The sequence below is a fragment of the Pseudomonas sp. GV047 genome (genome assembly GCF_003058245.1).
GTDB classification, from domain to species: Bacteria; Pseudomonadota; Gammaproteobacteria; order Pseudomonadales; family Pseudomonadaceae; genus Aquipseudomonas; species Aquipseudomonas marginalis.
In genome coordinates, this window is record NZ_QCWA01000002.1 from 496,987 (window position 1) to 509,808 (window position 12,822).

Annotated in this window: 15 protein-coding genes; 9 read left to right on the plus strand and 6 right to left on the minus strand. The window is 62.0% G+C overall.

The features are described 5' to 3' along the window. The first annotated feature begins 123 nt into the window (after window positions 1-123). Complete coding sequence (locus tag C8K58_RS07515; RefSeq protein WP_108573485.1) at window positions 124-492, plus strand: glutamine synthetase; 369 nt, start codon at window positions 124-126, stop codon at window positions 490-492. On the opposite strand, the gene C8K58_RS07520 is transcribed toward C8K58_RS07515, so the two are convergent. After that, the gene (locus C8K58_RS07520; protein WP_092355956.1) at window positions 489-1,700 is read right to left on the minus strand and encodes an N-acetylmuramoyl-L-alanine amidase; all 1,212 of its coding nucleotides are present in this window, start codon (window positions 1,698-1,700) and stop codon (window positions 489-491) included. The two genes, C8K58_RS07515 and C8K58_RS07520, sit on opposite strands and share 4 nt — an antisense overlap. A 128-nt stretch (window positions 1,701-1,828) precedes the next feature. On the opposite strand from C8K58_RS07520, the gene folE2 reads away from it, so the two are divergent. From folE2 to C8K58_RS07555, 7 genes are read left to right on the plus strand one after another with little or no spacing between them, the layout of a single operon-like run. After that, a complete protein-coding gene (folE2, locus tag C8K58_RS07525; protein ID WP_027608207.1) occupies window positions 1,829-2,719 on the plus strand; it encodes a GTP cyclohydrolase FolE2 in 891 nt (296 codons plus the stop codon). After that, the gene (locus C8K58_RS07530) at window positions 2,716-3,384 is read left to right on the plus strand and encodes a metal ABC transporter ATP-binding protein (protein ID WP_027608206.1); all 669 of its coding nucleotides are present in this window, start codon (window positions 2,716-2,718) and stop codon (window positions 3,382-3,384) included. The genes folE2 and C8K58_RS07530 overlap by 4 nt, the downstream gene beginning before the upstream one ends. Next, window positions 3,384-4,250 carry a metal ABC transporter permease gene (locus C8K58_RS07535; RefSeq protein ID WP_027608205.1) on the plus strand — a complete coding sequence of 289 codons (867 nt, stop codon included), beginning with the start codon at window positions 3,384-3,386 and terminating at the stop codon, window positions 4,248-4,250. The genes C8K58_RS07530 and C8K58_RS07535 overlap by 1 nt, the downstream gene beginning before the upstream one ends. 11 nt (window positions 4,251-4,261) lie before the next feature. Next, window positions 4,262-5,140 (plus strand): metal ABC transporter substrate-binding protein, encoded by an 879-nt coding sequence (locus C8K58_RS07540; protein ID WP_108573487.1) that lies wholly within the window; start codon window positions 4,262-4,264, stop codon window positions 5,138-5,140. Next, window positions 5,137-5,550 (plus strand): phosphoribosyl-AMP cyclohydrolase, encoded by a 414-nt coding sequence (gene hisI / locus C8K58_RS07545; protein WP_178087830.1) that lies wholly within the window; start codon window positions 5,137-5,139, stop codon window positions 5,548-5,550. The genes C8K58_RS07540 and hisI overlap by 4 nt, the downstream gene beginning before the upstream one ends. Further along, window positions 5,547-6,107, plus strand: coding sequence for a DapH/DapD/GlmU-related protein (locus C8K58_RS07550; protein ID WP_108573489.1), 561 nt, complete (start codon window positions 5,547-5,549; stop codon window positions 6,105-6,107). Before hisI ends, C8K58_RS07550 begins: the two co-directional genes overlap by 4 nt. A 3-nt stretch (window positions 6,108-6,110) precedes the next feature. After that, complete coding sequence (locus tag C8K58_RS07555) at window positions 6,111-7,448, plus strand: dihydroorotase (RefSeq protein ID WP_027608201.1); 1,338 nt, start codon at window positions 6,111-6,113, stop codon at window positions 7,446-7,448. On the opposite strand, the gene C8K58_RS07560 is transcribed toward C8K58_RS07555, so the two are convergent. Continuing rightward, on the minus strand, window positions 7,445-7,966 hold the full coding sequence (locus C8K58_RS07560) for a DUF3617 domain-containing protein (protein ID WP_027608200.1): 522 nt from the start codon (window positions 7,964-7,966) through the stop codon (window positions 7,445-7,447). The genes C8K58_RS07555 and C8K58_RS07560 overlap by 4 nt on opposite strands. A 130-nt stretch (window positions 7,967-8,096) precedes the next feature. On the opposite strand from C8K58_RS07560, the gene cls reads away from it, so the two are divergent. Further along, complete coding sequence (cls, locus tag C8K58_RS07565; RefSeq protein ID WP_108573491.1) at window positions 8,097-9,536, plus strand: cardiolipin synthase; 1,440 nt, start codon at window positions 8,097-8,099, stop codon at window positions 9,534-9,536. Between the two features lie 41 nt (window positions 9,537-9,577). Here cls and cfaB read toward each other — a convergent pair whose 3' ends face one another. The 4 genes from cfaB to C8K58_RS07585 all read right to left on the minus strand — a co-directional run bounded on the left by cfaB (window position 9,578) and on the right by C8K58_RS07585 (window position 12,792). After that, window positions 9,578-10,762: a C17 cyclopropane fatty acid synthase CfaB gene (gene cfaB / locus C8K58_RS07570; RefSeq protein WP_027608198.1), complete on the minus strand. Its 1,185-nt coding sequence runs from the start codon at window positions 10,760-10,762 to the stop codon at window positions 9,578-9,580. 87 nt (window positions 10,763-10,849) lie between these two features. Then, complete coding sequence (locus C8K58_RS07575) at window positions 10,850-11,638, minus strand: DNA-binding domain-containing protein (protein WP_027608197.1); 789 nt, start codon at window positions 11,636-11,638, stop codon at window positions 10,850-10,852. Continuing rightward, window positions 11,629-12,474 carry a DUF692 domain-containing protein gene (locus C8K58_RS07580; RefSeq protein ID WP_108573493.1) on the minus strand — a complete coding sequence of 282 codons (846 nt, stop codon included), beginning with the start codon at window positions 12,472-12,474 and terminating at the stop codon, window positions 11,629-11,631. Before C8K58_RS07580 ends, C8K58_RS07575 begins: the two co-directional genes overlap by 10 nt. Before the next feature lie 66 nt (window positions 12,475-12,540). Beyond that, window positions 12,541-12,792, minus strand: a complete 252-nt coding sequence (locus tag C8K58_RS07585) for a membrane protein (RefSeq protein ID WP_027608195.1) — start codon at window positions 12,790-12,792, stop codon at window positions 12,541-12,543. Between the last annotated feature and the right edge of the window lie 30 nt (window positions 12,793-12,822).

The window sequence follows — 12,822 nt, forward strand, 5'->3', positions numbered from 1 at the left end:
GAGCGGTTCACGGGTCAGGCTGTACTTTTATGTTATAGTATAACAATACAAATAAGCCAATCCCCCTTGCTCGTTACGACGAAGGGCGCAATGCTTGAGCACTTCCCAGCCCCGAGACGCCTTATGAAATACCTGGTGTGCGCCCTGTTACTGGCCGTCGCGGGGCCTGCCTGCGCCCAAGCGCCAAGCTTGCTGGCCAAGTGCACGCGCAGCGCCAATCTGTTGGCCTGTGTGGACCCGCTGGGCAATGCCTACAGCGTGGCTACGGTGGGCACCACCACGTATCTGCGCGGTTTCGAGGTGATCGGGAAACGTTATTGGGCACAAACCAACAGCCGCTACGGGCAACTGACGTTCTTTACCGGTTTGGCGTCGGATGGAGAGGCATGGGTCGGCTACACGCGGCGGGTGGGCTGGACCACGTTCAACCGGTTTTCCAGCTCCGGAGGCGCCACTGCCAAATTCACGTGCAGCCGAATTACCGGCTGTTAGGCCTGAGCATTCTTCTGTTCCTGAACCCAGGCCATATAGCTGTTCATCGGCGGGTTCTTCTGGAAGTAATTTTTCAGGCCTTCGAACAAGCCATCCGCAACCGCTTGTTGATGACGCGCCGTCACCAGGCGCTGGGCGTCCTGGGCATTGGAGATAAAGCCGGTCTCCACCAGGATCGACGGCACATCCGGTGACTTGAGCACCGCGAACCCCGCCTGTTCCACACGCTTCTGATGCAGGCTGGTGATGCTTTGCAGACTCCCCAGCACCGAGCTGCCCAGTTGCAGGCTGGAAGCGATGGTGGCGTTCATCGACATATCAAGAATCACCCCGGCCAGCATCGGGTCCTTATCCTTGAGATTGAGCAACGTGGTGGCGCCCAGCAAATCCGCGCCGTTTTCACGCTGGGCCATAAAGCGCGCCGTGGCCGAGGTCGCGCCGCCCTCCGACAGCGCATACACCGAGGCGCCCGAGGCCGTGAGCCGTGGCGCGGCATCGGCATGCACCGAGATGAACATATCGGCCTTGTGCTGACGGGCGATGTCCACACGCTTGCGCAGCGGCACAAAGAAGTCGTCGTTACGTACCAGTTTCACGTCAAAACCCTTTTCGCGCTTCAAGCGCTTGGCCAGCAGTTGGGCGATAGACAGCACCACGTCTTTTTCGCGCTGGCCCTTGGACCCGACAGCGCCGGGGTCTTTGCCGCCGTGGCCGGGGTCGACCACCACGATAATGTCGCGCTTGGGGTGCGCCTTGTTCACCGCGGCCACCAAGGGCACCGCCTCAGCCGCGATTTGACGCGGTGCACGGGTGGCGCTGGTCAGGTCCAGCACCAGGCGATGCCCCTGCCCGTCCTGAGGCGGCAATACAAAGCTGTTGAGCTGCATCGGCGCGGCCAGGTCGAGCACGATGCGCGTATCCGCCTTGCCGAAATGCCCCGAGCGAATCGAGGTGATCCCGCTGTTCTTCAGCTCAAGTTGAGAAAAGTCACCACTGAGACCCGCGCCGCTCAGGTCGATGATCACGCGTTCCGGAGCAGTCAGGGAGAAGGTCTTGTATTGCACTGGGCCGCTAAGGTCGAACACCAGGCGCAGCTTGTCGTCCGAACGCCACAGGCGTGCATTGCGGATCTGGGTCGCGTGGGCGGCGAACGGCAAAGCAAATAAAGGGCTGGCCAGGAGCAGGTTGAGGAGCTGACGTCTGTGCATGACAAATACCGCAAATGGAGGAGCGTCCGTACTCCACATGAGTGAAAAAAGGCCGGGGCAGAAAATTCATCGTCGACTCTATTGTTATACTATAACATGTCGAATTATTTCCAACGATGGACCTGCTTATGAATGCGCTGACTCTGCCGGATATTGCCGCGCAGGCTTCACGCCAAGCCTTGCCACTCGACTGGGTGGGCATGTGCGGCATCGCCCTGCCGATCCTCATTGACGGCCAACGCCTGAGCGCCAGCGCCGATGCCGGCGTCAGCCTGGACGATGGCGCCGCCCGTGGCATTCATATGTCACGCCTGTACCTGGCACTGGAGATGCTCGAACAGCAGCCCGTTACGCCTGCACTTCTGCGCAATGTACTGCAGCGGTTTCTCGACAGTCATGAAGATTTATCTAAGAACGCCTACCTGCGTCTGCACACGAATTTACTGCTGAAACGCCCAGCACTGGTCAGCCCATTGGCCGGCTGGAAGGGCTACCCGGTGAGCATCGAAGCGCGCCTGGAAAACCAGATGTTCCACGTGGAACTAAAAATTGACGTTACCTATTCTTCAACCTGCCCCTGTTCCGCCGCCCTCGCCAGGCAGTTGATTCAGCAGCAATTTCTCCAAGACTTCGGTAACACGCCGTTGCAGCATGAAGACGTGCTGTCCTGGCTCGGCAGCGCCAACGGTATCGTCGCCACGCCCCACAGCCAGCGCAGCAGCGCGCAGTTGCACGTGCACCTGCAAGGCGAGCATCTGGCGCTGACCGAGCTGATCAACGCTGCCGAAGCCGCCCTCGGCACCGCCGTACAAACCGCCGTAAAACGCGCGGACGAACAAGCCTTCGCCCTGGCCAACGGGCAGAACCTGATGTTCTGCGAAGACGCCGCCCGCCGCCTTAACCTCGCCTTGAAACGCTCGGATGCGGTCAAAGCCTTCCACCTCAAAGTGATCCACGCCGAAAGCCTGCACGCGCACGATGCCGTGGCTGAAAGCCGCTGGACGAGAAACCCTGCATGATCACCTGCACCGCTTTACGCTGGGGCGCCCCTGGCCAACCGCTCACTCCCGCCGTGGATTTCACCCTGGAAAAAGGCAGCCTCACCGGCGTGATCGGCCCCAACGGCTGCGGCAAAAGCAGCCTGCTCAAAGTCATCGCCGGCCTGCAAAAACCGTTGGCGGGCAAAGTGACCGTGGATGTTCCACGCCGAGGTGGCCTGTCGTTCCTGCCGCAGCAACAGCACCTTGACCGCCAGTTCCCCATCAGCCTGCAAGAACTGGTCGCCGCCGGCTTCTGGGGCACGCGCCTCACCCCGCAGCAAAGAAGCGAGCGCCTGCAAAAAGTGTTGGAAGACTGGTGCCTCAGTGGCCTGGAACAGCGCCCGCTGATGGCGTTGTCAGGCGGCCAACTACAACGCGCATTGCTCGCTCGCATGAGCCTTGCCGAGTCGCCAGTGTTACTGCTTGACGAGCCCCATGCCGCTCTGGACGAAGAAGGCCAGGCGCTGTGCTGGAGCCATATCCACGCCTGGCACGCCGAAGGCCGGACGTTGGTGGTGGTGTGCCATGACCTGGCTTCCGTACGCCAACACACCCAACAAGTGGTGCAGATCAAAAGCAGCGGCTGCGTGTTCGGTTCCAGCAAAGAGTTGATCCGCCCGCAGCCGCACATGCAGGTGGCCTGATGCACTTCGCCGCCCACCTGTGGATGCCTTTCCTCGACTTCGTCTTCATGCGTCGCGCCCTGATCGGCGGGCTGGTGCTCGCCTGCAGCACCGCTCCGCTCGGCGTATTTCTGATCCTGCGCCGCATGAGCCTGATCGGTGACGCCGTCGCCCACGGCATATTGCCCGGCGCCGCACTGGGCTTCTGGTTCGCGGGCTTGAGCCTCCCCGCGCTGACCATCGGCGGCCTGGGCGCTGGCCTGGGCATGGCCGGCCTGTCGGCGTGGATCACCCGCCGCACCGGCCTGCGCGAAGATGCCAGCCTGGCGGCTATCTACCCCATCTCCCTCGCCGCCGGCGTGTTGATCCTGGGTCTGGCCGGCAAGCGCCTGGACCTGCTGCACCTGCTGTTCGGCTCGGCCCTGGCCGTCGACGAAACCACCCTGACCGGCATGCTCTGGGTTTCCGGGTTCAGCCTGATCGCCATGGCGCTGATCTACAAACCGCTGCTGCTGGACACCCTCGACCCGCTGTTCCTGCAAACCGTCAGCCGCCTTGGCCCCCTGGCCCACGGCTTGTTCCTGACCCTGGTGGTCCTGAACCTGGTGATTGGCTTCCAGGCCATCGGCGCCTTGATGGTGGTGGGTTTGATGATGCTGCCGGCCATCGCTTCACGCTTCTGGAGCCGGCGCCTGCCGGTGTTGATCGCGGTATCGGCGGTGCTGGGATGCCTGTCGGTGTGGTTGGGTTTGTTGCTGTCGTTCTACTTCTCGCTGCCCAGCGGCCCGGCGATTGTGCTGGTGGCTGGCGGTGGGTACCTGCTGTCCGTGGTCTTCGGTCCGGTGCACGGCTTGCTGCGCCGCCCGCCTTTGCTTACATCCCAATGAGGTGTTTCCCGATGCGCGCTCTACTCGTGCTGTTCAGTCTGCTGCTGCCGTTGTCGATGGCCCAGGCCGCCGACAAACTCCAGGTGGTTACCAGCTTCAGTATTCTCGATGACATCACCCACCAGATCGGTGGCGATCACATCCAGATCAGCAACATGGTCGGCCCCGACGCCGATGCCCATACCTACGAGCCAACCCCGGACGACGCCAAGGCGCTGCTCAAGGCCAAGCTGATCATCAAGAACGGCCTGGGCTTCGAGCCGTGGCTGGACCGCCTGGTCACCAGCACCGAAACCAAGGCCACGGTGGTCACCGCCAGCAAAGGTGTGATTTCCCACACCATGGAGGAAGACGGCGAAACCATCCCCGACCCACACGCCTGGCACAACCTGGCCAACGCCGAAATCTATGTGAACAACATCACCAAGGCGCTGGTGGCTGCCGACCCGGCCAACAAGGCCGACTACCTGCGCAACAGCCAGGCCTACCTGAAAGAAATCTACCGCCTGCTGGCCGAAGCCAAGACCAAGTTCGGCGCGCTGCCACCGGGTAACCGTCGCATCGTCACCTCCCATGACGCCTTCGGTTACCTGGGCCAGGCCTATGGCATCCAGTTCCTGGCGCCGCAAGGCCTGTCCACCGAACGTGAACCTTCGGCCGCCGAAGTCGCAGCGCTGATCACCCAGATTCGCAAGGACAAGGTCAAGGCCGTGTTCATGGAAAACATCAAGGACTCGCGCCTGCTCAAACAGATCGCCGATGAAAGCGGTGCGCAGATTGGCGGCACGCTGTACTCCGACGCCCTGGCCGCAGAAGGGCCGGCGAGCACCTTCACCGGGCTGTTCGAGTACAACCTCAACACCCTGTGCGCAGCGTTGAGCAAGCCGTGACCCTGAGCATGCTCGAACTGGAAGGGGCTGCCGTCGGCAGCCGCTTTCCACTCGCCGCCGTGCTCGACGCCCTGCCGTGGAACAGCGACGGTCTGATCACCGCCATCGCCCAGCAACACGGCAGCGGCGAAGTGCTGATGCTGGCCTGGATGAATCGCCAGGCCCTCAACGAAACACTGGCTACCGGGCAGGTCTGCTATTGGTCGCGCTCGCGCCGACAGCTGTGGCGCAAAGGCGAAAGCTCCGGCCACTGGCAACAGTTGGTGGAAGCGCGCCTGGATTGTGACGGCGACGCAGTACTGCTGATCGTCGACCAGCAAGGCCCGGCCTGCCACACCGGCCGCCCCACCTGTTTCTACAACGCCATCGACGGCGCCTACGTTCACATCATGACGGAGCCAGTTGCATGATCCGCAAGAATCCTTCCGGCGATCTGCCGCTGATTGCCGAATCGGCCTACGTCGACAAGACCGCGATCATCTGCGGCAAAGTCATCATCGGCGAGAACGTGTTTGTCGGCCCCTACGCCGTGATCCGCGCCGACGAAGTCGACGCCGGCGGCGCCATGGACCCGATCACCATCGGCGCCAATTCCAACATCCAGGACGGCGTGGTCATCCACTCCAAGTCCGGCGCCGCCGTGACCATCGGCGAATTCACATCCATCGCCCACCGCTCCATCGTCCACGGCCCCTGCACCGTCGGCGACCGGGTGTTCATCGGTTTCAACAGCGTGCTGTTCAACTGCGCCGTCGGCGATGGCTGCGTGGTACGCCACAACTCGGTGGTCGACGGCCGTGATTTGCCCGCCGCCTTCTACGTACCCTCCACCACCCGCATCGGGCCGAATACCGACCTGTCGCAATTCCCGCCGGTGAGTGTCAGCGCCTCAGAGTTTTCCGAAGACGTGGCACGTACCAACGTCGACCTGGTGCGCGGTTACAAAGCCCTGCAAAACGAGTTCTGAGCCATGAGCCGCCTGCTGATCCGCAACGCCCGCCTGGTGAACGAAGGCGAGGAATTCGACGCCGACGTGCTGGTCGCCCATGGCCGTATCGAAAAGATCGCCAGCAGCATCGGCGGGAATGCCGCGCCCGTGTCCATCGACGCCCACGGGCAGTGGCTGCTGCCGGGCATGATTGACGACCAGGTGCACTTTCGCGACCCCGGCGCGCCGGACAAGGGCAGCTTCTACAGCGAGTCCCGCGCAGCGGTAGCCGGCGGCATCACCAGCGTCATGGACATGCCCAACACCAACCCGGCCACGCTGAACCTGGAAGCCCTGGCCGATAAAAAGCGCCGCGCGGCCCTGCACTCGGTGGCCAACTACGGCTTTCACTTCGGGGTCAGCAACGACAACCTCGACACCGTCGCCGCCCTCGACCCGCGCGAAGTGGCCGGGGTCAAAGTATTCATGGGCGCCTCTACCGGCAATATGCTGGTGGACCACCCACGGATCCTGGAACGGCTGTTTGCCGAAGTGCCGACCATTCTGCTGGCCCACTGCGAACACACGCCGAGCATCCAAGCCAACGAGCAGCGCATGCGTGAGCGCTTTGGTGACAGGATCCCCGCCGTCGCCCACCCGCTGATCCGCGATGCCGAAGCCTGCTATCGCTCATCCTCCTTCGCGGTGGAACTGGCCAAGCGTCACGGCACGCGCCTGCATGTACTGCACCTGACCAGCGCACGCGAGTTGGCATTGTTCGAAGACAAACCCCTGGCGCAAAAACGCATTACCGCTGAAGTCTGCGTGCACCACCTGCTGTTCGATGACCGTGACTATCACCGCCTCGGCCACCAGATCAAATGCAACCCGGCGATCAAGACCCGCGCCGACCGCGACGCCCTGCGCCTGGCCTTGCTGAGTGATCGTCTGGATGTAATAGGTACTGACCATGCGCCGCATACCTGGGCGCAAAAACAGCTGGGGTATCGTGAAGCGCCCGCGGGTCTGCCCCTGGTGCAACACGCGCTGCCAGCGTTGTTGGAATTGGTGGCCGATGGGCTGCTGCCCCTGACCACCCTGGTGGCCAAGACCAGCCACCGTGTCGCCGACCTGTTTGCCATCCCGGACCGGGGTTACCTGCGCGAAGGGTATTGGGCCGACCTGGTGCTGATCAAACCGGAGCCCGAAGGAAAACCGGTCAGGGACGAGCCGATTCTTGCCCGCTGCGGCTGGACGCCGTTCGCCGAACGCAGCTTTCGCCACAGCGTGAGCACCACCCTGGTCTCCGGCCACCTGGCCTGGCACAACGGCCAGGTGGTCGATAGCTGCCAGGGTTTACCGCTGTACTTTCTGCGTTAAGCGCGAGGCTTGACCGTGCCGCAATCGGTGCCCAGCCATTGGGCGTGGGTATCCAGGCTGCCCTTCTGTTGAACGCCGGTGGCATTGAAGGTGCCGTTGACGGTGGTGGTGAATTCTTTCTGGCTCTGGAAGGTAGCGACGCCGGTGCCCTGGGCTTTCGGGCAACTGAAACGGAATTTCCACTGGTTACCGGTCTTGTCGGTCACTTCCTGTTTGCAGCCCGATTGCGGGTCGGTCAGGGGGATCGAATCAGAGGCGACTTGTGCCGGGGTGAGGCACACCTGCACGCCTTTGCCGGCCATGGTGATGCCTTGTTTTTCCAGCATGGCGCGCTGTTCGGGGGTCATCTGTTGCTTGAGCTGACCGAGGATCAGCGACAGGTCCGGCAGGTCCTGGTTATCGACTTTCATATTGCTGGTGGTCAATTCCCACAAGCCCGGCGCCAGCATCTGCGCCTGCGCTGCCAGCGGCAACGACAAACCTACAACCATGGCCAAACCAAGCAGACGAGCATTCATCGGGTAACTCCTGGGCAATTGTGGGCGTTAGACGCCGCAAAAGTGCCAGTGTTGCACGGCAAATAAAATAGCGACATTCGCAGCCGTTCATGGTCTGTTAGGCATTGGATTGTCTGGAGTACCGTCGTCCATGGATTTCTTTGGCCCGCACCTGCTCGCCTACTTCATCGCCACGCTGCACTTGCTCGGGACTCTCGCCGCGATCCACGCGGTGCTGACCGTCAGGACCGCCCAAGGCTCGATCGCCTGGGCCCTGTCACTGATGTTCATGCCCTATCTCACCTTGATCCCCTACCTGATCTTTGGCCGCAGCACCTTCGACGCGTATATCCAGGCCCGTCGCCAGGCCAACCAGGAAATGCACACCGCGATCACCGAGCTGAACTGGCGCCCGTGGGTCGAGGAGGCTCTCGCTGCGCGCAACTCCAGTGCCTACGCGTCGTTGCGCGCCATGCCCAAGCTGGGCCGCATGCCGTGCCTGGCAAACAATGAAGTGCACTTGCTGATCAACGGCGAGGCCACTTTCAGTGCAATCTTCGACGCCATTCGCAATGCCAAAACCGCCGTGCTGTTCCAGTTCTTCATCATTCATGACGATGAACTCGGTCGTCAGTTACAGGCGCTGTTGAAGGAAAAGGCTGCCCAAGGCGTGGGCATCTACGTCATGTACGACCGAATCGGCAGCCACGCCCTGCCCCATCAGTACGTGCAATCGCTGCGCGACGCCGGGGTGCAGGTCAAGGCATTCGCCACCCGCAGCGGTTGGCTCAACCGTTTCCAGGTCAACTTCCGCAACCATCGCAAGATCGTGGTGGTGGACGGTGTCACCGGGTTTGTCGGTGGGCACAATGTGGGCGATGAATACCTGGGCAAAAAACCGCCGCTGGCGCCGTGGCGCGATACCCATGTGCAAGTTACCGGCCCGGTAGTGGCCTGCCTGCAGGAGTCGTTTGCCGAGGACTGGTTCTGGGCCGCGCGCGAGCTGCCGCCGCTGATCCTGCCGGACGCCTACCCCGAAGACGGCGTGCTCTGCCAATTGCTCGCCAGCGGCCCAGCCGATCCCTATGAAACCTGCTCGCTGTTTTTCGTCGAGGCCATCCATGCGGCCACCGAGCGCGTGTGGATCACCAGCCCGTATTTCATCCCCGACGAAGCGGTGTTCGCCGCCCTGCGCCTGGCGGTCCTGCGGGGCGTGGACGTGCGCCTGCTGTTGCCATCGCGGCCCGACCACCGCATCGTGTACGCCGCGTCCAGCCTGTATGCGATCGAGGCGGTGCGCGCCGGTGTCCGGGTGTTCCGCTATACGCCGGGTTTTTTGCATCAGAAGGTGGTGCTGGTGGACAACGAGATCAGCGCCATCGGCAGTGCGAACATGGACAACCGTTCATTCCGGCTGAATTTCGAAGTGATGTTGCTGACGGTCGACGAAGCCTTCGCCAAGCAGGTTGAACAGATGCTGCTGGACGACTTCGCCCAGGCCCATGAAGTGAGCCAGGAAGAAAGCCGCGAGACCCGCCGCCTGCAGCAACTGGGCATGCGGGTGGCGCGCTTGATCTCACCGATTCTGTAGGAGCGAGGCGTCCCCCTCGCTCCTACAGTAATCATTCACTTTCAGCGATAAATGTCTTCCCGCGTCCACGGCAGTTCATGGCTGCCATCCGCGTGAGGCTTCACCGCGAGGATCTGGTGCAGGTTGATCCAGCCCCGCGCAAACGCATAGGCACACCCGGCCAGGTACAGCCGCCAGATGCGCAACGCCTGCTCCGGCACCAGCTTCGCCGCCGCTTCCAGGTTGTCTTCCAGGCGCTCGCTCCAATGGTCCAGGGTGCGCGCGTAATGCAGGCGCAGGCTTTCGACATCGACCACTTCCAGCCCGACTTCGCTGATCTCGGCAGTCATCATCGCCAGGTGCGGCAGCTCGCCGTTGGGGAACACATAACGCTCGATAAACTCCCCGGCGCCACGGCCTACGGGCCGGCCGTCGGTGTGCTTGGCGGTAATGCCGTGGTTCATCACCAGGCCGCCTTCGCGTACGGCACCAAACAGGGTCTTGCAGTATTGCGCCAGGTTGGCGTGGCCGACGTGCTCGAACATGCCCACGCTCACCACTTTGTCGAAACGACCATCCTGGGGCAGATCGCGGTAGTCGAGCAGTTGCAGGTCGATCTGGTCTTCCAGGCCCTCGGCTTTCACCCGCTCCTTGGCCAATGCCAGCTGTTCCTTGCTCAGGGTGATACCAAACACTTTCACCCCGAACTCACGCGCCGCAAAACGTGCCAGCCCGCCCCAGCCACAGCCTACGTCGAGCAGGTACTCGCCGGGCTGCAAGCGCAACTTGCGACACAGGTGGCGGAATTTGTCTTGCTGGGCCTGGTCGATGGATTCGCTGCCGGTTTCGAAATACCCGCAGGAGTACGCCATGTCCTGGTCCAGCCAGAGCTGGTAGAACGCGTTGGACAGGTCGTAATGGTAGGAAATAGCCGCGGCGTCGGTGACCTTGTCGTGAATCGAGCGCACCGGCAGACTCCCGCCCTCATCCTCGACCAAGGCATGACTCAGCTCATCACAGACCCGGATCACTTCACTGATGGAGCCTTCCAGCTCCAGTTTGCCCTCGACGAAGGCTTCGCCCAACGAGTCGAGCGTGGGGTGGGACAGTTTGGGTACGACCGTGGGGTCCTTCACCACGATGGTCACACTGGGCTCGGGGCCCAAGTTGAATTCATGGCCATCCCAGAGTCGAAGACGCAGCGGCAGCTGTAGATTCTGTAAGGCCGGTGGAAGTTGCGCGAGCATGAGTAGTCCCCCCTTGTTTCAGACGTCTGGAATGAGGGTAGACCATCCCGATAAAAAGTAGGAGGCTATCGATTTGATAGCGTTCTTCTATGGGGCCCGGCGCTGGAGCAAACCGTCCTGGATCCACTGTTTCAGCCATGTCACCGCTTGCAGTGGTGCACCCTCTCCATAAGTGACTGCCAGTTGCGCACACAGTTCTGCGAAGCGCCAACCGGTCGTCACCATCCCCGCCAGCGCAAACGCCTCGGCCGGTCCCAGGCTGCGATAACGGCACACATTCTGATCGCGCCATACCAGGCAGATCTGTGCGAAGTCCAAGGTGTGGCTGTCGGGGAAATCCGCGCCATCCTTGCTGGCACGCCAGATGGCCACGGTGTTGAAGTGGCAAAGCCGCTGCTGTACGGATGGTGTCAGGAAGACCTGCAAACCGGGCCAATCCTCGGGCGGCAGCACCGCCATATCATCCTGGGTCAGCGGCTCACCCTGCGGCGCATCGAACGCCAGGGTGAAGGCCCACTCCAACTGGGCCAGTTCAACCAGCGGCGCACTTTGCTCGGCCACCAGGTGCTCGTGGATAAACGCCGGAAACCGTTCGCCCAGCCAGCGCAGGCTGTAGTGAGCCGAGGGATAACGACGCACATAGGCTTGCGTCAGCAGCGCAAACTCATCATCCCCCAGCCAATACCGGATGGCGCTGAAGTCGTGCCGCAACACCTCCTGCAGCCGTGCCAGATAAGCGTTGTGGTAGATCGCCAGGCCGGTGTCCACGTCCAGCGTCGGCCCACCCAATAACGTGGCGGCAAAGCCATTGGTGGTATCTGGCGTCTGCGCTGACAGGTGCTGTTCAAAGGCCAACTGCCAGTCGATCAGGCGCATAACGACCTCCGGGCCAAGGCTGTGGCGCCCAACTCCCGGGCCTTTTCCAGTTCGGTGAGCAGCGCTTCGAACGGCGGGAAATGGTCATCGCGCTCCAACAGCGTCGAGACCGGCCCGAAATGCTCCAGGGTCTGTTGATACAACGCCCACACCGGATCGCACACCGGATGGTCGTGGGTATCGACCACGTAGTCGCCGTAATCCATATGCCCTGCCAGATGCAGCTGGCGGATGCTGTCGGGCGGCAGGTTGCGGATAAAGGTCCAGGCATCGAAGCCATGGTTGCGCGCACTGACATACACATTGTTAACGTCAAGCAGCAACTGGCAGCCCGACAGGTGGGCCAGGGCATTGAGGAATTCCCATTCGGTGAATTCATCCGCCTTGGCACGCACATAACTGGAGACGTTTTCCAGCACCAGCGGGCGCTGCAACACATCCTGCACTTGGCGAACGCGAGCAGCTACGTAGTAGAGGCTTTCTTCGGTGTAAGGCAGGGGCAGCAGGTCATGCAACTGGTGCGCGCTGCCACGACTCCAGCACAAATGATCGGAAATCCACGCGGGCTGGATGCGCTCCGCGAGCTGCTTGAGGTGTTTCAGGTAGTCCATGTCGACGGGGTGGGGGCCGCCGATGGACAGGGACACACCGTGCATCACCAACGGGTAACGCTCGGCTATCGCATCCAGGTAGTACAAGGCTTTACCGCCCTGCACCAGATAGTTCTCGGAGATCACTTCGAACCAATCCACGGCCGGCGCTTGTTCAAGGATCTGCTGGTAGTACTCACTGCGTAAACCCAGGCCGTAACCCAGACTTGGAAGGGACGCGGACATGACTCGCTCCTGGGCAAAGTGTCCGCAGCGGTGGGGGCTGCCGCTGCGGTTGCACTCGTTTGCCGGTTATTCGCCGACTTTGCCGCCCGCTGCGTCACAGGCGGCCTTGGTCATGGCCTTGAAGCCGTGGCCCTTGCACACCGCCTGGCCTTTGCAGGCGTTTTCAGCGGTTTTGCAGTCGTTCATGCCTTTGCAGGACGTCACGCCGTAGCAATGCACTTGCGCATCGGCGGCTTGTACCTGGGTCGCAACACCAGCAAACATGGTGGCGGCGGCCATCGCCAGGGCAGCACCAGCAGCAGCGGATTTAATCTTCATTCTCGTATTCCTCATGATCGGTAGTGGCGT

Excerpts from the sequence above, each read along its gene's own strand:
- C8K58_RS07560 (WP_027608200.1), bottom strand. The coding sequence starts at position 7,966 with ATGAATGCTCGTCTGCTTGGTTTGGCCATGGTTGTAGGTTTGTCGTTG.
- C8K58_RS07515 (WP_108573485.1), top strand. The coding sequence starts at position 124 with ATGAAATACCTGGTGTGCGCCCTGTTACTGGCCGTCGCGGGGCCTGCC.
- cls (WP_108573491.1), top strand. The coding sequence starts at position 8,097 with ATGGATTTCTTTGGCCCGCACCTGCTCGCCTACTTCATCGCCACGCTG.
- C8K58_RS07575 (WP_027608197.1), bottom strand. The coding sequence starts at position 11,638 with ATGCGCCTGATCGACTGGCAGTTGGCCTTTGAACAGCACCTGTCAGCG.
- C8K58_RS07585 (WP_027608195.1), bottom strand. The coding sequence starts at position 12,792 with ATGAAGATTAAATCCGCTGCTGCTGGTGCTGCCCTGGCGATGGCCGCC.
- C8K58_RS07540 (WP_108573487.1), top strand. The coding sequence starts at position 4,262 with ATGCGCGCTCTACTCGTGCTGTTCAGTCTGCTGCTGCCGTTGTCGATG.
- C8K58_RS07520 (WP_092355956.1), bottom strand. The coding sequence starts at position 1,700 with ATGCACAGACGTCAGCTCCTCAACCTGCTCCTGGCCAGCCCTTTATTT.
- C8K58_RS07555 (WP_027608201.1), top strand. The coding sequence starts at position 6,111 with ATGAGCCGCCTGCTGATCCGCAACGCCCGCCTGGTGAACGAAGGCGAG.
- C8K58_RS07530 (WP_027608206.1), top strand. The coding sequence starts at position 2,716 with ATGATCACCTGCACCGCTTTACGCTGGGGCGCCCCTGGCCAACCGCTC.
- folE2 (WP_027608207.1), top strand. The coding sequence starts at position 1,829 with ATGAATGCGCTGACTCTGCCGGATATTGCCGCGCAGGCTTCACGCCAA.
- cfaB (WP_027608198.1), bottom strand. The coding sequence starts at position 10,762 with ATGCTCGCGCAACTTCCACCGGCCTTACAGAATCTACAGCTGCCGCTG.
- C8K58_RS07580 (WP_108573493.1), bottom strand. The coding sequence starts at position 12,474 with ATGTCCGCGTCCCTTCCAAGTCTGGGTTACGGCCTGGGTTTACGCAGT.
- C8K58_RS07535 (WP_027608205.1), top strand. The coding sequence starts at position 3,384 with ATGCACTTCGCCGCCCACCTGTGGATGCCTTTCCTCGACTTCGTCTTC.
- C8K58_RS07550 (WP_108573489.1), top strand. The coding sequence starts at position 5,547 with ATGATCCGCAAGAATCCTTCCGGCGATCTGCCGCTGATTGCCGAATCG.